The 17667-nt window shown below is 72.1% G+C and carries 15 protein-coding genes and 2 pseudogenes; 5 read left to right on the forward strand and 12 right to left on the reverse strand.

Going from position 1 to position 17667, the window contains the following annotated elements:
• Positions 1 to 223: 223 nt before the first annotated feature.
• The gene (locus ABIA32_RS12915; RefSeq protein ID WP_370094232.1) at positions 224 to 1123 is read right to left on the reverse strand and encodes a TIGR01777 family oxidoreductase; all 900 of its coding nucleotides are present in this window, start codon (positions 1121 to 1123) and stop codon (positions 224 to 226) included.
• Positions 1124 to 1171: 48 nt separating this feature from the next.
• Between ABIA32_RS12915 and ABIA32_RS12920 the strand changes: the two genes are divergently transcribed.
• Positions 1172 to 1693: an N-acetyltransferase family protein gene (locus ABIA32_RS12920; RefSeq protein ID WP_370094233.1), complete on the forward strand. Its 522-nt coding sequence runs from the start codon at positions 1172 to 1174 to the stop codon at positions 1691 to 1693.
• 65 nt (positions 1694 to 1758) lie between these two features.
• Here the strand turns inward: ABIA32_RS12920 and ABIA32_RS12925 are convergent, their stop codons facing one another.
• The 7 genes and pseudogenes from ABIA32_RS12925 to ABIA32_RS12955 all read right to left on the reverse strand — a co-directional run.
• Positions 1759 to 2271, reverse strand: a complete 513-nt coding sequence (locus ABIA32_RS12925) for a DUF4240 domain-containing protein (RefSeq protein WP_370094661.1) — start codon at positions 2269 to 2271, stop codon at positions 1759 to 1761.
• 107 nt (positions 2272 to 2378) lie between these two features.
• Positions 2379 to 4178 carry a 2-oxoglutarate dehydrogenase, E2 component, dihydrolipoamide succinyltransferase gene (gene sucB, locus ABIA32_RS12930; protein ID WP_370094235.1) on the reverse strand — a complete coding sequence of 600 codons (1800 nt, stop codon included), beginning with the start codon at positions 4176 to 4178 and terminating at the stop codon, positions 2379 to 2381.
• Between the two features lie 55 nt (positions 4179 to 4233).
• The gene (lpdA, locus tag ABIA32_RS12935; protein ID WP_370094237.1) at positions 4234 to 5622 is read right to left on the reverse strand and encodes a dihydrolipoyl dehydrogenase; all 1389 of its coding nucleotides are present in this window, start codon (positions 5620 to 5622) and stop codon (positions 4234 to 4236) included.
• Positions 5623 to 5996: 374 nt separating this feature from the next.
• Complete coding sequence (locus ABIA32_RS12940; protein WP_370094239.1) at positions 5997 to 7505, reverse strand: leucyl aminopeptidase; 1509 nt, start codon at positions 7503 to 7505, stop codon at positions 5997 to 5999.
• Between the two features lie 193 nt (positions 7506 to 7698).
• Complete coding sequence (locus ABIA32_RS12945; RefSeq protein WP_370094663.1) at positions 7699 to 8511, reverse strand: adenosylcobinamide-GDP ribazoletransferase; 813 nt, start codon at positions 8509 to 8511, stop codon at positions 7699 to 7701.
• A gap of 417 nt (positions 8512 to 8928) precedes the next feature.
• Positions 8929 to 10041, reverse strand: a pseudogene (gene cobT, locus ABIA32_RS12950) (nicotinate-nucleotide--dimethylbenzimidazole phosphoribosyltransferase); the annotation flags it as partial.
• Positions 10042 to 10057: 16 nt separating this feature from the next.
• Positions 10058 to 10657 (reverse strand): annotated as a pseudogene (locus ABIA32_RS12955) (bifunctional adenosylcobinamide kinase/adenosylcobinamide-phosphate guanylyltransferase); the annotation flags it as partial.
• Positions 10658 to 10772: 115 nt separating this feature from the next.
• Between ABIA32_RS12955 and ABIA32_RS12960 the strand changes: the two are divergent.
• Positions 10773 to 10982: a hypothetical protein gene (locus tag ABIA32_RS12960; RefSeq protein ID WP_370094242.1), complete on the forward strand. Its 210-nt coding sequence runs from the start codon at positions 10773 to 10775 to the stop codon at positions 10980 to 10982.
• Between the two features lie 58 nt (positions 10983 to 11040).
• Here ABIA32_RS12960 and ABIA32_RS12965 read toward each other — a convergent pair whose 3' ends face one another.
• From ABIA32_RS12965 to ABIA32_RS12975, 3 genes are all read right to left on the reverse strand, one after another.
• Positions 11041 to 12048, reverse strand: a complete 1008-nt coding sequence (locus ABIA32_RS12965; protein WP_370094244.1) for an aldo/keto reductase family protein — start codon at positions 12046 to 12048, stop codon at positions 11041 to 11043.
• 49 nt (positions 12049 to 12097) lie between these two features.
• Complete coding sequence (locus ABIA32_RS12970) at positions 12098 to 12922, reverse strand: class I SAM-dependent methyltransferase (RefSeq protein ID WP_370094247.1); 825 nt, start codon at positions 12920 to 12922, stop codon at positions 12098 to 12100.
• 74 nt (positions 12923 to 12996) lie between these two features.
• On the reverse strand, positions 12997 to 13608 hold the full coding sequence (locus ABIA32_RS12975) for a DUF3043 domain-containing protein (RefSeq protein ID WP_370094250.1): 612 nt from the start codon (positions 13606 to 13608) through the stop codon (positions 12997 to 12999).
• 240 nt (positions 13609 to 13848) lie between these two features.
• Between ABIA32_RS12975 and ABIA32_RS12980 the strand changes: the two genes are divergently transcribed.
• Positions 13849 to 14631, forward strand: a complete 783-nt coding sequence (locus ABIA32_RS12980; RefSeq protein WP_370094253.1) for a PspA/IM30 family protein — start codon at positions 13849 to 13851, stop codon at positions 14629 to 14631.
• Positions 14632 to 14642: 11 nt separating this feature from the next.
• Positions 14643 to 14921, forward strand: coding sequence for a hypothetical protein (locus tag ABIA32_RS12985; protein WP_370094256.1), 279 nt, complete (start codon positions 14643 to 14645; stop codon positions 14919 to 14921).
• A gap of 97 nt (positions 14922 to 15018) precedes the next feature.
• On the opposite strand, the gene nadA is transcribed toward ABIA32_RS12985, so the two are convergent.
• A complete protein-coding gene (nadA, locus tag ABIA32_RS12990) occupies positions 15019 to 16212 on the reverse strand; it encodes a quinolinate synthase NadA (protein ID WP_370094259.1) in 1194 nt (397 codons plus the stop codon).
• Positions 16213 to 16452: 240 nt separating this feature from the next.
• Here nadA and ABIA32_RS12995 point away from each other — a divergent pair, with 240 nt between their 5' ends.
• Entirely contained in the window at positions 16453 to 17649 is a 1197-nt protein-coding gene (locus ABIA32_RS12995; protein WP_370094262.1) for a low temperature requirement protein A, read from the forward strand.
• Positions 17650 to 17667: the final 18 nt, after the last annotated feature.

Genomic DNA, 17667 nt, shown 5'->3' on the forward strand with positions numbered 1-17667 from the left:
TGCTTGATTCACTGCGTGCGCGAGCAACCCCCCCCAGTGCGGATGGCCCTGAACGTTCGGGGCTCTACCTCGCAGGGTGGCTTGTCGCGCAGTTCTCCGCGCCCTTGATGGTGCAACTGACCCATTCGCTGACCGGCTCGCGCCCACGCAGGCGGCACCTCCCGGCCGAAGCCTGGGGGGAGGAGTCGCAAATCGGCAGAGCCCCGCGCCCCTGATGGTGCAACTACAGCGCGGCCTGGATGGCCTGGTCGATCGTGGGGTGGGCGAAGCGGAAGCCGGAGTCGAGGAGTCGGGTAGGCACGCAGCGGTGGCTGCCCACGACCTCGACCGCCATCTCGCCCAGCGCCGCCTTCAACGCGAACTCCGGGACGGCGAAGACGGCGGGACGCCTGAGCACACGGCCCATCGCGGCCGTGATCTCCGCGTTCGTCACCGGGACCGGCGCCGTGAAGTTGAACGGACCGGAGAGGCCCGCCGTGTCGATCAGATGCCGGAGCGCCGCGACCTCGTCGCGCAGGGAGATGAAGCTCCAGTACTGTTCGCCGCTGCCAAGCCGCCCGCCCAGGCCCAGCTTGAACAGCGGGAAGAGCCGCCCGAACGCTCCGCCGTCCGCGCCGACGACCAGGCCCGTGCGGGCGTGGGCGACGCGGATGCCGGCGTCGGACGCCGGAGCCGTCGCGGCCTCCCATTCGACGCAGACGCGGGCCAGGTAGTCGCCGCCGGCCGGGGCCGACTCGTCGATGACCGCGTCGCCCGTCTGGCCGTAGTAACCCACGGCGGAGGCCGACACCAGTACGCGGGGGCGGCGCGGGAGTGCGGCCAGTGCGTCCGCCAGGGTCGCCGTGCCGAGGACCCGGCTGTCGTGGATCCTGCGCTTCTGACGGGCCGACCAGCGATGCGAGGCGATGCCCTCGCCGGCGAGGTGGACCGCCGCGTCGACGTCGGCCAGGCCCGTGCGGTCGATCGCGCGCAGGGGAGGGTTCCAGCGGATCTCGACGCTGCCGTCGGCGCGTTCCTGCGGCTCACGCCGCACCACGCGGACGACCTCGTGCCCGTCGTCCAGCAGCGAGCGGACCAGTGCGGAGCCGATGAGCCCGGTCGAGCCGGTGACCGCGATGCGCATGCCGATATTCAATCAGGCGGTCCCGTAAGGACCGCGTAGGCTCCCGCCATGGAATCGGGAGAATCGCTGCCACTCATTCGTCCGGCGGTCGGGAGCGACGGCCATGCGGTCTACGTCCTCGACCACCGCTGCTGGTCCCCGGTCTCCGACGTCAGCGAGCGGCCGGATCCGCCCACCGAGGACAGCACCGCCTTCGGCGACGAGCGGCACCGGCCCGAGCACATGCTCGTCGCCGAGCGCCAGGGTCCTGACGGCCCCGAGATCGTCGGCTGGGTCCGCGTGGTCCAGTCGATCCCGCTGCCGAGCAACGCGCACATCCGCTCGATCCAGGGCCTGTGCGTCGCGCCGGAGATGCGCGGACACGGACTCGGCCGCAGGCTGGTGGACGCCGCGCTGGAGAAGGCCCGTGCGGAGGGGGCGCGCCGGGTGACGCTGCGGGTCCTCGGCTGGAACGCCGTGGCCCGTGCGCTGTACGAGAAGGCGGGCTTCACCGTGACCGGCGTGCAGCCGGAGGAGTTCCTGCTGGCCGGTGAGTACGCGGACGACGTGCTGATGGGCATCCAGCTGTGACGGGTGACCCACCACTCATGTAGAGCGCCGCACGGACCGAGCCGTCCTCCAGCGTTGGTGTCCGCTCACCCCCCGTATCTCTCCCAGAGCCGGGGAAACCGCTGCTCCATCACCCTCGGGTCGTCGAAGTCGAACTCCGCCCCCAGCGGGTCGTTCGTCCGCCGTCCGAGATCGGGGATGTGCAGTCCCGTCAGCTGCTCGTACGCGCGGTCGCCCGCGTACCCCAGCTCCTCCGCGTCGCCGTCCTCGTCCTCGTCGAAGTCGGGGAGGAGGACCGACAGGTCGTCCGGATCGACCAGCGCGCCCTCGAAGACCTCCCTGCCCTGGCCGATCAGCCACGCGCAGAAGTACTCGAAGGCGTCCTCGCCCGCCCCGCCGAGCAGCAGGTCCGCCGCGCCCCACAGATCGGTACGCCACGCCCGCGCCATCCGGGCCTCGAACAGCCGCGCGAAGTCCAGCACCTCGTCGGGCGTCCGCTCGACGAGGCGTTCGACCAGCAGATCGGCGTGTTCGACCGGGTCGCCCTGGGACGCGTCCCGGGTGTCGTCGATCAGCAGCCAGAAGTCCGTCTCGTCCATCACGTCCCCAAGCATCGTCGCCCAAGGGCCCGACCGCACGCGAAACGCCGTGGGCCCCGCTCCCGAAAGGGAGTGGGGCCCACGGCGTCAGCTGGAGCTGAGGCAGGTCACAGCCCGAGGTCGCCCTCGAACGCGCCTTCCGCCAGGCGGGCCTTCAGCGTGCCCAGGAAGCGGGCCGCGTCCGCGCCGTCCACGATCCGGTGGTCGTAGGAGAGGGCCAGGTAGACCATGTCGCGCACGGCGATGGTCGTGCCCAGCTCCGGGCTCTCGATGACGACCGGACGCTTCACCGTCGCGCCGATGCCGAGGATGGCAACGGTCGGCGGGGTGAAGATCGGGGTGTCGAACAGCGCGCCGCGCGAGCCCGTGTTCGTGATGGTGAAGGTGCACCCGGACAGCTCGTCCGGGGTGACCTTGCCGTCACGGGTGCGGGCGGCCAGGTCGGCGGTCTTCTTGGCGATGCCGGCGATGTTGAGGTCGCCCGCCTCGTGGATGACCGGGACCATCAGGCCACGCTCGGTGTCCACCGCGATGCCGATGTTCTCGACGGCGTGGTAGGTGATGGTGCCCTCGGCGTCGTTGAGGGACGCGTTGATCACCGGGTGGGCCTTGAGCGCCTCGGCGGCCGCCTTCACGAAGAAGGGCATCGGCGAGAGCTTGACGCCCTCACGGGCCGCGAAGCCGTTCTTGGCCTGGGCGCGCAGCCGCATGATGTTGGTGACGTCGACCTCGACGACCGTGGTCAGCTGGGCCGCGGTCTGCAAGGCCTTGACCATGTTCTCGGCGATGACCTTGCGCATGCGGGTCATCTTGACCGTCTGACCACGCAGCGGGGAGGCCGCGGCGATGGTCGTCGGGGCCTTGGCGGCACCGGTGGCAGCCACGGCCCCACCAGCGGACGCAGCGTGGGCGGCAGCGGCGGCGCGGGCGGCCTCGGCGGCGGCCAGGACGTCCTGCTTGCGGATGCGGCCACCGACGCCGGTGCCCTTGACGGAGCCCAGGTCGACACCGTTCTCCGAGGCCAGCTTTCGGACCAGCGGCGTCACGTAGGCGTCGGACGCCTCGACGGCGGCAGCCGGAGCAGCGGCGACCGGAGCAGCCGGGGTGGCCGCGACAGGGGCGGCAACCGGGGCCGGCGCGGCAACGGGAGCCGGAGCAGTGACGGGAGCCGGGGCGGCGACCGGGGCAGCCGGAGCGACCGGCGCGGGGGCAGCGACCGGAGCCGGTGCGGCCACCGGAGCGGGCGCGGCCGGAGCCGCAGCCGCGGCGGGCGCAGCGCCCGGCGCGCCGATGACGGCGAGCTTCGCGCCGACCTCGGCGGTCTCGTCCTCGCCGACCAGGATCTCCAGCAGCACACCGCCGACCGGGGCCGGGATCTCGGTGTCGACCTTGTCGGTGGAGACCTCGAGCAGCGGCTCGTCGACCTCGATCGTCTCGCCGACAGCCTTGAGCCAGCGGGTGACGGTGCCCTCGGTGACCGACTCGCCCAGCGCGGGCAGGGTCACCGCGGTGCCGGTGGCGCCACCGGCCGGGGCGGCAGGCGCGGCCGGAGCAGCGGGGGCCTCGGCGACCGGCGCTGCGGCGACGGGGGCCGGAGCCGCAACCGGGGCAGCGGGGGCGGCCGGCGCAGCGGCAGCGGCGGGCGCGGCGGCCGGCACCGGCGCGCCGGAGCCGTCGTCGATGATGGCCAGCTCGGCGCCGACCTCGACCGTCTCGTCCTCGCCGACCTTGATCGAGGCCAGGATGCCGGAGGCAGGGGCCGGGATCTCGGTGTCGACCTTGTCGGTGGAGACCTCGAGCAGCGGCTCGTCGACCTCGACGCGCTCGCCCTCGGCCTTGAGCCAACGGGTGACGGTGCCCTCGGTCACGCTCTCGCCGAGTGCGGGCAGTGTTACTGAGACCGCCATGGTTTCAGTTGCTCCTTGTGGTGCGTACGGATGGTTGGCGTGCAACGAGGGGAGGTCAGTCGTGATTGTGCAACGGCTTGCCCGCCAGCGCGAGGTGGGCCTCACCGAGGGCCTCGCTCTGGGTCGGGTGCGCGTGGATCAGCTGGGCCACCTCGGCGGGCAGGGCCTCCCAGTTGTAGATCAGCTGGGCCTCGCCGACCTGCTCGCCCATGCGCTCGCCGACCATGTGCACGCCGACGACCGCTCCGTCCTTGACCTGGACCAGCTTGACTTCGCCGGCGGTCTTGAGGATCTTGCTCTTGCCGTTGCCGGCCAGGTTGAACTTGGCGGTGACGACCTTGTCGTCGCCGTACAGCTCCTTGGCCTTGGCCTCGGTGATGCCCACCGACGCGACCTCGGGGTTGCAGTAGGTCACGCGCGGGACGCCGTCGTAGTCGATCGGCACGGTCTTCAGACCGGCCAGGCGCTCCGCGACCAGGATGCCCTCGGCGAAGCCGACGTGGGCCAGCTGGAGGGTCGGGATCAGGTCGCCGACGGCGGAGATGGTCGGCACATTGGTCCGGCAGTACTCGTCGACGAGGACGTAGCCGCGGTCCATCGCGACCCCGGCCTCCTCGTAGCCGAGACCCTGCGAGACCGGGCCGCGGCCGACGGCGACGAGCATGAGCTCGGCCTCGACGGTCTTGCCGTTCTCCAGGGTGGCGCGCACGCCCGTCTCGGTGTACTCGACGCCCGCGAAGCGCGCGCCCAGCTCGAACTTGATGCCGCGCTTGCGGAAGGCGCGCTCCAGCAGCTTGGAGGAGTTCTCGTCCTCCAGCGGGGCCAGGTGCGGCAGCGCCTCGATGATGGTGACCTCGGCGCCGAAGGACTTCCAGACCGACGCGAACTCGACGCCGATGACGCCGCCGCCGAGCACGATCGCGGACTGCGGGACGCGGTCCAGGTGCAACGCGTGGTCGGAGGAGATGATCCGGTTGCCGTCGATGGCCAGGCCCGGCAGGGACTTCGGCACGGAGCCGGTGGCCAGCAGGATGTGGCGGCCGGTGTAACGCTGGCCGTTCACGTCCACGGAGGTCGCGGAGGACAGACGTCCCTCGCCCTCGACGTAGGTGATCTTGCGGCTGGCCACCAGGCCCTGCAGGCCCTTGTACAGGCCGCCGATGACGCCGTCCTTGTACGCGTGGACCGCGTTGATGTCGATGCCCTCGAAGGTGGCCTTCACACCGAAGCCGGCGGCCTCGCGGGTCTGGTCGGCGACCTCGCCGGCGTGCAGCAGCGCCTTGGTCGGGATGCAGCCCTGGTGCAGGCAGGTGCCACCGAGCTTGTTCTTCTCGATCAGGGCGACCTGGAGGCCCAGCTGGGCTGCCCGCAGCGCCGCGGCGTATCCGCCGCTTCCGCCTCCGAGAATGACTACGTCGAAAACGGTGCTGGCGTCGTTCGCCACGTCACGTCCTCCATGCAAAGCGTGCGGGGGGTGCGGATGCTCCCGGTCGATCGCCGGCCGGGTGTGGTGCTCCCTTGTGGGGAGACCCGTCGTGCCGGAGATACATCCTCGCACTTGTTGCCTGGTGGTGATGGACCGGGTCACGGTGTGGACGGTGCGAATCGGGTGCCGTGAGCTGGGCGGCTCGCTCGGAAATGTCTGTTTCCGCAGGTCGAGAGCCGAATTCCAGCGCGAGGAAGGCCCGCTGGTCATCGGGGTGTTCGGCCCGAGACAGAACGGACCCCCGCCCCTGTTCGCTGATGGCGAACAGGGGCGGGGGTCCGTCGCTGGGTTACCCGCTGGTATGCAGGTCAGAGCTTCAGGTCGGCTTCAGGTCAGAGCTTGCCGTCGGCCGCGTGCTCGGCGAGCGCGACCAGGGTGCGCACGGCGGTCGCGGTGCCGCCCTTGGGGGTGTAGCCGAAGGGCGCGGCCTCGTTGAAGGCCGGTCCGGCGATGTCCAGGTGCGCCCAGGTGATGCCGTCGGCGACGAACTCCTTCAGGAAGAGGCCCGCGACCAGGCCGCCGCCCATCCGCTCGCCCATGTTGGCGATGTCGGCGACGGTCGAGTCCATGCCGGAGCGCAGGTGCGCCGGCATGGGCATCGGCCAGGCCGGCTCGCCGGCCTCCTCGGCGAGGGTGTGCACCGTGCTGCGGAACTCGTCGTCGTTGGCGATGACGCCGAAGGTGCGGCTGCCGAGCGCCATCACCATGGCGCCGGTCAGGGTGGCGACGTCGACGATCGCGTCCGGCTTCTCCTCGCCGGCGCGGACGATCGCGTCGGCCAGCACCAGACGGCCCTCGGCGTCGGTGTTGAGCACCTCGACCGTCTTGCCGCCGTACATCCGCAGCACGTCGCCGGGGCGGGTGGCGGAGCCGGAGGGCATGTTCTCGGCCAGCGCGAGCCAGCCGGTGACGTTGACCTGCAGGCCCAGCCGCGAGGCGGCGACGACGGCGGCGAAGACGGCGCCGGCGCCGGCCATGTCGCACTTCATCGTCTCGTTGTGGCCGGCCGGCTTGAGCGAGATGCCGCCCGAGTCGTAGGTGATGCCCTTGCCGACGAAGGCGAGCGACGCCTTGGCCTTGGGGTGGGTGTAGGCGATCTTCACCAGGCGCGGACCGCGCTCGGAGCCGCCGCCGACGCCGAGGATGCCGCCGAATCCGCCCTTGGTCAGCGCCTTCTCGTCCAGCACCTCGATCTTGAGGCCGTGCTCCTTGGCCGCGACGGTGGCGATGTCCGCGAAGGACTTCGGGAAGAGGTCGTTCGGGGGCTGGTTGACCAGGTCGCGGGCCCGGTTCATCTCCTCGGCCAGCACGGTGGCGCGCTCGACGGCGGCCTTGGCCGCCTTGTCGCCGCGCTTGCCGCCGACGAGGACCGCCTCGGCGAGGGGGGTCTTGGCGTCGGCGTTGGCGGCGTCGCTACGGCAGGCGGTGAAGGTGTACGCGCCGAGCTGCGCGCCCAGGGCGACGGCCTCGACGGCCTCGGCCTCGGTGGCGGGCAGCGCGAAGGCGGCCTTCTTGCTGCCGTGCAGGGTGCGCGCGGCCACGCCGGCGGCCTTGCGCAGCACCTCGGCGGCGTAGCCGCCCTCGGCCACGTCGCCCAGGCCGACGGCCAGCACCAGCGGGGCCTTCAGCGTCGCGGGGGCCGGAACCTTGACGGCCTCACCGTCGGCGCCGGTGGCGCCGACGGTGGCGAGGACCTCGGCGAGCTTGCCGTCGAACGCCTCGTCGACCGCCTCCGAGCCCGGAGCCAGTACCAGGCCCTTCGGGCCCTTGGCCACGGCCACGACGACGGCGTCCGCGCGCAGCGCGGCGGCCGTGGAGGTGCTCAAAGACACTGCAGTCACGGATTGCGTCCTGTTCTGTCGACTCGTAGTGGTTCGCATGTCCGGGTGCACGGGCGCACTGTCGCGCGGGCACACTTTCGCGCGGGCGCGCGTCGGCGCGCCACGGCGGGAAACGAACCGGCACCTGGCATGGTAGTCCGCATAGTGGGCCCTCGCGCCGCCTCGGGGGCCGAAATCTTGAGACAGCACCCCGCTACGGGGTGGCAGCTGCGAAAAGCGTCCACACCAAGAGTGCGACGGTCGCGGAACTCTCCACCATCGCGCCCAGGACATCTCCGGTCATTCCGCCGAAACGGCGCACGCAGTGCGTCAGCAGCACTGAGGCGAGGGCCAGTCCGGCCACCGCGGCGACGAGTGCGCCGAGCGCGAGCGGGAGCCGGTCGTCGCCGGACTCGGCGAGGCAGTAGCCGGCGAGGAAGAGCAGAGTCACCGTCAGCAGCGCGATGGCGGCGGCGTGCCGACGGCGCACGGTACCGGCGACCATCGCGCCGAGCCCGTCCTCCCGCGCGGAGGGCACGCCCTCCTGGCAACCCCGCAGCAGGGTCGTGCGCGAGGTGACGCCGGCGAGCAGCAGGGCGAACGCGCCGCGCTCGAGCCCGAGGTCGAAGCAGCGTGCGACGGCGGCGATCTGCGCGAGCAGGGTGAGCATCAGCACGATGACCCCGAAGGGGCCGATGTCCGAGGCCTTCATGATCTTCAACGCGGCGGCGGGCGGCCGACTGCTGCCCAGCCCGTCGGCGACATCGGCGAGCCCGTCCAGATGCAGCCCGCGCGTCAGCGCGGCCAGCGTGCCGACCCCGGCCACGGCTGCGAGCAGCGCCCCACTGTGCGCCCACGCCAGCCCGGCGGCGACGCCCGCGGCGAGCGCCCCGAGCACCACCCCGACGACGGGCGCGATCGCCATGGCCCGCCCCGCGGTCGGCCGATCCCACCTGCTCACCCGCACGGGCAGCACGGACAAGGTCCCGAAAGCGAACCGCAGCGCCTCACGCAGAGCTGCGAACAGTCCCGACAACACCCTCAGCCCTCAGCGCCCTCAGCCCTCAGCGCCCTCGCCCGCGGCGGGCTCGGCGGCTGCGCCGAGGGGGCCGCTGCCCCCACCCTGAGCCCCGCCTGCGGCGGGCGCGGTGGGCTCGGTGGGCGAGCCTGCGGCGGCGGGCGCTGCGCCGGATTCGCCTGCGTCTGCCACGGCCGCGCCCGGCTGGACCGGGGCTGCCAACCCTTGAGTCCCGCCTGCGGCGGGCTCGGCGGGCGAGCCTGTGCCGGGCTGGACCGGGGCTGACACGCCTTGGGTCTCGCGTGCGGCCGTGCCTGATCCGGTGGCTGCCTCCGCTGCGCCGGAGGCGCCTGCGGCCGGGTTGACCGTCGAGGCTGCGACAGCAACTGCTTCGCCGTGCTCCGCCTCGACTGCGACAGCCGCGCCTGCGCCGGAGGCGTACGTGGCCGACCCGGATATGTCCTCGTCGTCGGTCGGCTTCGTGTCCGGCTCCGCAGGGGAGGGGAGCGGGAGGTCGGCGAGGAGGGCGGCGGCGGCCTGGAGGAGCGGGAGCGACATGATCGCGCCGGCGCCCGCGCCGGCGGAGACGCGTTGGTTCTGGAGCGGGGTGACGCTCATCCGCTCGTAGGCCTTCGCCTGGGCCGGCTCGCCGGTGACCTGGCCCGCGCGCCACCACTCCGGGGCGCGGAACGCGATCCGCTGGGCGACCAACGCGCAGGCGGTCGAGACGACGCCGTCCAGCAGGACCGGCGTGCGCCGCAGCGCGCACTGCAGCAGGAAGCCCGCCATCGCCGCGAAGTCCGCGCCGCCGACCGTGGCCAGCAGGTCGATCTGGTCGGCCAGGACCGGGCGGGCCCGGCGCAGCGAGTCGCGGACGGCCGCGCACTTCACCATCCACACGCGGTCGTCGATGCCGGAGCCGCGCCCGGTCACCGCCGCCGCGTCCGTGCCGCACAGGACGCCGATCAGCACCGCCGCGACGGTCGTCGAACCCACGCCGAGGTCGCCCAGGACGATCAGGTCGGTGCCGGAGTCGGCCTCCTCGTCCGCCAGCGCGATGCCGACCGCGAAGGCGCGCTCCGCTTCCTCGCGGGTCAGCGCGTTCTCGATGTCGATCCGGCCGGAGCCGCGGCGGATCCGATGCCGCGTCACCTCGGCGGGGAACGCCGACTCGTCCGCGTCGACGCCCATGTCCACCACACGCACCTGCGCGCCGAACTGACGGGCCAGCACGCTGATCGGCGCCGTACCGTCCAGGACCGCCCGGACCCGGCGCGCGGTCGTGCCGGGCGGGAGCGTGGAGACGCCCAGCGAGGCGATGCCGTGGTCGGCGGCGAAGACCAGGACCTTGGCGCGTTCGATGGGCCGGGTCGGCACCTGCGCCTGGACGGCGGCCAGCCATCCGGCCAGGTCCTGCAGCTCACCGAGCGCGTCGCGCGGGAGGTCGAGCGCGGCGAAGCGCTCCTCCGCGGCGAGGCGGTACTCGTCGTCGGGCCGCGCCACCTGCGCGGAGAACTCGTCGAGGTCGAAGGTGCTCACGGGCCGAACGTTACCGTCACCGATCGCTCAATCGCAGCGCGCGACCGGCAACGACGAGCCTGACGTCGTCGCAGACCCCGGCCGCGGCGGCGTTGAGCCGGCCGAGTTCGTCGCGGAAGCGGCGTCCGGAGGCCGTCGCCGGGACGATCCCGCTGCCCACCTCGTTGCTGACCGCGACCACCCGCCGGGGCGTCGCCCGCAGCGCGGCGACCAGCTCGCCGGTGCGCTCGCGCAGCTGCGCCTCGCCGCCGTCGTACCAGGCGTCGTCGTCCCAGGCGCCGACGCGGTCCATGGCGTCGGTGAGCCACAGGGCGAGGCAGTCGATCAGCACCGGTCCACCCGGCTCGACCAGCAGCGGAGCCAGTTCGCAGGTCTCCAGCGTGCGCCAGCGGTCGGGCCGGCGGCGGCGGTGCAGACCGATCCGTGACGCCCACTCGGCGTCGCCCTCGCGGCGGCCCGCGGTGGCGACGTAGGTGACGTCGGGGGCGTCGGCGAGCAGCTGCTCGGCGAGCGAGGACTTGCCCGAGCGGGCGCCACCGAGCAGCAGGGTGCGCACGGAGGCGGCCGGGGGCCGGCGACGGCTCAGCTCCAGGCCGAAACGCCTGGTGCCGTCGGGGGTCCGCTCGCTGAAGATCCGCATCCGGCCATTCTGCCCGTCGCGTACGCGGCCTGCGGATTCTGGGTACTGTCCTCTGCGAGGATGCGAGCGCAGCGGCGGAGAGGAGTCCGGCATGGTGTGGACGTGGCGGTTCGAGAAGGCCGACGGGTCGGCCGTGGCCGCGCCCAACGGCACGGAGGAGTTTCCCACCCAGGGCGACGCGGAGACCTGGATCGGTGAGATCTGGAAGGACCTCCTCGCCGACGGCGTCGACCAGGTGGTGCTGCTGGAGGACGGCCAGAAGATCTACGGCCCGATGAGCCTGCACCCCACCGAGCAGTGACCTGAGCCCGCCCTCCGACCGACAGGTCGGAGGGCGGGCTCGAATCTGCTTCCGGCGACTACTGCACCCGCCCCTTCGGCGCGTTCTCCGCCGTCTTCGCGGGGTCGAACTCGGCCACGGGCGCCAGGATCTCGTCCATCCGCTTGAGCAGCGCGGCGTCCAGCTTCACGCCCGCGGCCTTGACGTTCTCCGCGACCTGCTCGGGGCGCGACGCGCCCACGATCGCCGCCGAGACGTTCGGGTTCTGGAGCACCCAGGCGACCGCCAGCTGAGCGAGGGTCAGTCCCGCCTCCGCCGCGAGCGGCTTGAGCAGCTGCACGCGCTCCAGCACGTCGTCCCGCATCCAGCGGGAGATCATGTTGGCGCCGCCCTTGTCGTCCGTCGCCCGTGAGCCGGCCGGCGGCTCGGCGCCGGGCAGGTACTTGCCCGTCAGCACGCCCTGGGCGATGGGGGACCAGACGATCTGACCGATCCCCAGCTCCTCGCAGGTCGGCACGACCTCGCCCTCGATGACCCGCCACAGCGCGGAGTACTGCGGCTGCGAGGAGACCAGCGGGATCCGCAGCTCCTTCGCCAGCGTGTGCGCGGCGCGGATCTGGTCGGCGGTCCATTCGGAGACGCCGATGTAGTGCGCCTTGCCGGCGTGGACGATGTCGGCGAAGGCGACCATGGTCTCCTCCAGCGGCGTCGCCGTGTCGTAGCGGTGGGCCTGGTAGAGGTCGACGTAGTCGGTCTGCAGGCGGCGCAGCGAGCCGTCGATCGACTCCATGACGTGCTTGCGGCTCAGGCCGGTGTCGTTCTTACCGGGGCCGGTCGGCCAGTAGACCTTGGTGAAGATCTCCAGGCCCTCGCGGCGCTGCCCCTTGAGCGCGCGGCCGAGCACGGACTCGGCGCGGGTGGCGGCGTAGACGTCGGCGGTGTCGAAGGTGGTGATCCCGGCGTCGAGAGCCGCGTGGACGCAGGCGGTCGCCGCGTCCTCCTCGACCTGGGAGCCGTGGGTGAGCCAGTTGCCGTAGGCGATCTCGCTGATGACGAGGCCGCTACGGCCCAAGTGACGAAACTCCATGCTGCCGACCCTACGGCGGGGGCGGCAGTGCGCGCGACCACGGAGAGGGCTACGGCCGCGCGCCGACCAGGTGCAGCAACGCCGCGACGCGGCGGTAGGGGTCGGTGCGGCCGGCCCGGTCCTCGGCGTCCAGCAGCAGGGCGAGCTCGGGCTCGGGCGGGATCGGGGCGTCGTCGGCGGCCTGGTCGGTGAAGACCCGGACGCCGAACCAGGCCCGGACCGGCACGTCCAGCTCGGACAGCGTGCGGGCCAGATCGGCCCGGCGGTCGGCGCGGGTGGGCAGGCCGAGGCGGTTGGTGTAGGCGTCGCCGGAGAACGCCGCGACTGCGCCCTGCCAGTCCCCGGCCAGGCCGGGGCGGAGCGCGAGCGCGTCACCGTTGCGGACCAGGACCGAGAGGAGCCCGCCGGGGGCCAGTATCCGGGCCAGCGCGGCCAGCAGCGGCTCGGGTTCGGGCAGGTACATCAGCACGCCGTGGCAGAGCACCACGTCGAAGCTGGCGGGGCCGAACCAGCGGCCGCAGTCGCCGCCGTCGCCGCGCAGCAGCTGGACCCGGCTGCGCACTTCGGGCGGTTCGAGCGCGAGCGCCTGCTGGGCGGCGGCCAGCGTGTCTGGATCGGGGTCGAGGCCGGTCACCTGGTGACCGGCCCGCGCGAGGCGCACCAGCTGGGTGCCCTGGCCGCAGCCGGCGTCCAGGACGCGCAGCCGGGCGTCGACGCCGAATTGCGCGCTCAGCTGCTCGCCGAGCTGGCGGGCGACGAGCTCCTGCCGGACGACGTTGCGCAGTCCGCCCAGCTTGGCGAGCCAGGCGTGCGAGCCGGGCGCGAAGCCGGTCGGGCGCGCGGGGTCGTGACCCCGCTGAATCGGCAGCACCATCGTCGACTCGTCCGCCCCCGGACGTGGTTCCAGGGGCGAGTACGAGTAGCCGGGGTAGCCCGGGAACCCGGTGGTCAGGGCTTCTGCCCCCGGGCGACCACGGCCTTGGGCAGACGCAGGCGGCGCATCTGCATCATCCGCATGAGCGCGTACGCGACGGCGCCCTTGGTGTTCTGGCCGGCGAAGCGCTGGGCGAGCTGCTTGCGCAGCCCGAAGACCAGGAAGGCCGCCTGGAGCACGATCAGGACCATGGAGACCGGCCACAGGATGATCGAGGTCAGGATCAGCACCGGGATCTTGGTGATGCTGAGCACCAGGATCACCAGCAGGATCGGCAGGAAGAACTCGAAGATCGTCCAGCGCGAGTCGATGTAGTCGCGGACGAAGGCACGCACCGGGCCTCGGTCGCGCGGCGGCAGGTCGCGGGGGTCGCCCTGGCCGCGCAGTGCCATCATCTGGCGCTCGCGGTCGGTACGGCCCGCCTCGCGGTTCTTGCGCGCGGCCGCCTTGCGGTCCGGTGGCACGTAGGCCCGGCCGCGACGGTTGGCCTCGGCCTCGCTCCGCTTGGGCGTGGGGCGGCCCTTCGGCGCCTGGGCGGTGGGCACGTCGGCCGCTGCGTCGTCGCCGTCGCTCTTGTCGAGCGTCACGGCGTCGGCGGGGGCATCCTGGGAGCTTCGTCGGAACACACCGCAAGAGTACGTGGTCAGCGGGTGTATTCCCCAGCCCCCCGGGTAGAGGATCTCTCCGGGACGGACTCCGACCGGTGGCGTACGCCCAAGGGTCGGCCAATCAGCCCCACGGATGAGGCAACACCCGCCTCGGCTGTAGCACTCTTGTTGCAGCGCGGGGCGCTGCGGTGAAGGCCGCGCGACCCGTAGGCTTGGTACGAGAAACCGGCAGGTCGGAGAAGGGGGCGCGCGAAGCCCATGAGCGACGGAATCATGAAGCGGATGGGAATGATTTTCCGCGCCAAGGCCAACAAGGCCTTGGATCGCGCGGAGGATCCGCGCGAGACGCTGGACTACTCGTACCAGAAGCAGCTCGAACTGCTGCAGAAGGTACGTCGCGGGGTCGCCGACGTGGCGACCAGCCGCAAGCGTCTTGAGCTGCAGCTGCAGCAGCTGCAGCAGCAATCCGCGAAGCTCGAGGACCAGGGCCGCAAGGCGCTGTCCCTCGGCCGCGAGGACCTGGCCCGGGAGGCGCTGACCCGCCGCTCCGGCGTCCAGAGCCAGGTGCAGGACCTGGAAGTCCAGTACCAGCAGCTGCAGGGCGAGGAGGAGAAGCTCACGCTTGCCTCCCAGCGCCTGCAGGCCAAGGTGGACGCCTTCCGTACGAAGAAGGAGACCATCAAGGCCCAGTACAGCGCCGCCCAGGCGCAGACCCAGATCGCGGAGTCCTTCTCGGGCATTTCCGAGGAGATGGGCGACGTCGGCCTGGCGATCCAGCGGGCCGAGGACAAGACGGCCCAGCTGCAGGCGCGTGCGGGTGCGATCGACGAGCTGCTCGCCAGCGGCGCGCTCGACGACCCGAGCGGCATGCGCAAGGACGACATCTCGGCCGAGCTGGACCGCATGTCCGCGGGTTCGGACGTCGAGCTGGAGCTGGCCCGTATGAAGGCCGAGCTGACGGGTGGCTCCGCCCCGACCCCGGCGATCGAGCAGGGGCAGCCGCAGGCTGCGCCGCACGACCAGCCCCACTTGGACAAGTAGGGAGACCGGCCGTGATCGTCAGGATCTTGACGGAAGGTCAGTTCGAGGTGCCCGACTCGCTGGTCGATCACCTGAACGAGCTGGACAACGCGGTCCTGGCCGCGTTGGACAGCGGGCACGAGGAGGACTTCCGGGTCCACCTCGCGGCGCTGCTGGCCGCGGTCCGGGCCGCCGGGACACCGACGGCGGACGACTACCTGGGTTCTTCGGACGCCACGCTTCCGTACGCGGACGCGACGGTGGACGAGGTCCGGGCCCTACTGAAGCCGGACGGCTTGATTCCCGGCTAGGGAATCCTCAGGGGCGCGAGGAACTGCGCTGCCAGCCATCGCTCTACCTGAGCTGATGGCTGGTCGCGCAGTTCCTCGCGCCCCTGAGCGTTTGCCACTACGGCAAGGCGAGCATCTGATCCAGCGCGAGCTTCGCGAACTTCTCCGTCTCCGGGTCCACCGTGATCACGTTGGGCACCCGGCCGTCCGCCAAGGACTCCAGCGCCCAGACCAGGTGCGGCAGGTCGATGCGGTTCATCGTGCTGCAGAAGCAGACCGTCCGGTCGAGGAAGACGACCTCCTTGTCCGGGTGCGCCTTCGCGAGCCTGCGGACCAGGTTCAGCTCCGTGCCGATCGCCCACTTGGAGCCCGGCTCCGCCGCGTCCAGCGCCTTGATGATGTACTCCGTCGAGCCCACCATGTCGGCCGCCTCGACGACCTCGTTCTTGCACTCCGGGTGCACCAGGACCGTGACGCCGGGGATGCGCTCGCGGACCTCGTCCACCGCGTCCACGCTGAAGCGCCCGTGCACCGAGCAGTGCCCGCGCCACAGGATCATCTTGGCGTCCCGCAGCTGCTCCGTGGTGAGGCCGCCGTTCGGCTTGTGCGGGTTGTAGACGACGCAGTCGTCCAGCGAGAAGCCCATCTCCCGCACGGCCGTGTTCCGGCCGAGGTGCTGGTCGGGCAGGAAGAGGACCTTCTGGCCCTGCTCGAAGGCCCACTCCAGCGCGCGCTTCGCGTTCGAGGAAGTGCAGATCGTGCCGCCGTGACGGCCGGTGAAGGCCTTGATGTCAGCGGAGGAGTTCATGTAGGCGACCGGCACGACCGTGTCGGCGATGCCCGCGTCGACCAGCTGGTCCCAGCACTCGGCGACCTGTTCCGCGGTCGCCATGTCGGCCATCGAGCAGCCGGCGGCCAGGTCCGGCAGGACCACCTGCTGGCGCGCGGAGGTGAGGATGTCCGCGCTCTCCGCCATGAAGTGCACGCCGCAGAAGACGATGTACTCGGCCTCGGGGCGGGCCGCCGCGTCGCGGGCCAGCTTGAAGGAGTCGCCGGTCACGTCGGCGAACTGGATGACCTCGTCGCGCTGGTAGTGGTGCCCGAGGATGAAGACCTTGGCGCCCAGCTTGGCCTTGGCCGCGGCGGCACGCGCGACCAGGTCCGGGTCCGAGGCGGCGGGGAGATCGCCGGGGCAGTCGACACCGCGCTCGCTGGCGGTGTCCGCCTCGCGGCCGAGCAGCAGCAGAGCCAGCGGCGTCGCGCCGGGCTCGGCGAAGGTTGCGCCCGTGGCGGGCGCGGAGGTGGTGGTCACGGGCGGGTGCCCTCCTGTGCGGCGGCGGTTGAGGGACCGTCGCCTTATCGTCTACTTGACGTTATCCATGATAGCCCGCGTTGATCGCGCTGGCGATGGGCGACCTGGCAATGTGACGCACCCCGCTGTGTCCGGAACGGCAGTACCGGACTGGCGCAGCCGGGCTGGCGGGGCTTCGGGCAGGCCGTCAGGCTCGGAGCACGCGTCAGCGCAGGCAGCGAAGGAAGAGGGTACGCGGCGATGACCGACGGGCTGACCACCGGGTCCGCAGAGCAGCTCCCGCGCCGCCGGATGCGGCCGCGCGGGCGCGCGGAGACGCACCGGGCCTCGACGCCGCTGGAGCTCTTCTTCGATCTCTGCTTCGTCGTCGCCGTCGCCCAGGCGGGCGGCCAGCTCGCCCACGCGCTGGCCGAGGGCCACGTCCGGCACGGGATCGCCGGCTATCTCTTCGTCTTCTTCGCCATCTGGTGGGCGTGGATGAACTTCACCTGGTTCGCCTCCGCCTACGACTGCGACGACATCCCGTATCGGCTGATGACCTTCGTCCAGATCGCGGGGGCGCTCATCCTCGCGGCCGGCGTGCCGCGCGCCTTCGCGGACTCCGACTTCTCGGTGACCATCACCGGCTACGTCGTCATGCGGGTGGCACTGGTCGGTCAGTGGTTGCGGGCGGCTGACGGGAGCAGCGGGCCGCAGCGGACGGTGGCGCTGCGGTACGCCGCCGGGGTCGCGCTGGTGCAGGTCTACTGGGTGCTGTGGGTGATCTACATCCCGGCCTCGGCCAGGACCTGGACCCTTCTGATCGGGCTGATCGCGGAAATCGGCGTGCCGGTCTTCGCCGAGCAGGTCGCCCAGTCGGCCTGGCACCCCGGGCACATCGCCGAGCGGTACGGGCTCTTCACGCTGATCGTGCTGGGCGAGACGGTCTCGGCGGCGACCATCGCCGTGCAGTCGGCGGCGGACACGCACCAGGCCCTCGGGGAGCTGCTGCCGATCGCGGCCGGCGGGCTGCTGATCTGCTTCGCCGCGTGGTGGATCTACTTCGCCACGCCGATCGTGGAGCATCTGCGCTCCAACCGGGTGGCCTTCGTGTGGGGGTACGGCCACTACTTCGTCTTCCTGTCGGCGGCCGCGATCGGTGCCGGGCTGGAGGTCGCCATCGAGCACGCGGTCGGCAAGGCGCACATCTCCGGGCACGCCGCGACCTTCGCGGTGACGGTCCCGGCGGCGCTCTACCTGGCCACCGTCTGGGTGCTGCACGCGCGGCACGCGAAGCGGGGGGTCTCGCAGTTCATCCTGCCGGTCGCGGCGGTGGCGGTCCTGGCGTCGCCGACGGTCCTGGTCGCGGGCCTGGTCTGCGCGCTCGCGGTCGCGGTCGGGCTCGCCGTGCACCGCGCGCAGGAGCGCGCGCGTTCGGACGAGGGCGAGGCCGCGTAAGCGTGTGCCAATCTTGAT

This window comes from Streptacidiphilus sp. MAP12-20 (genome assembly GCF_041262525.1).
Taxonomy (GTDB): Bacteria; Actinomycetota; Actinomycetes; order Streptomycetales; family Streptomycetaceae; genus Streptacidiphilus.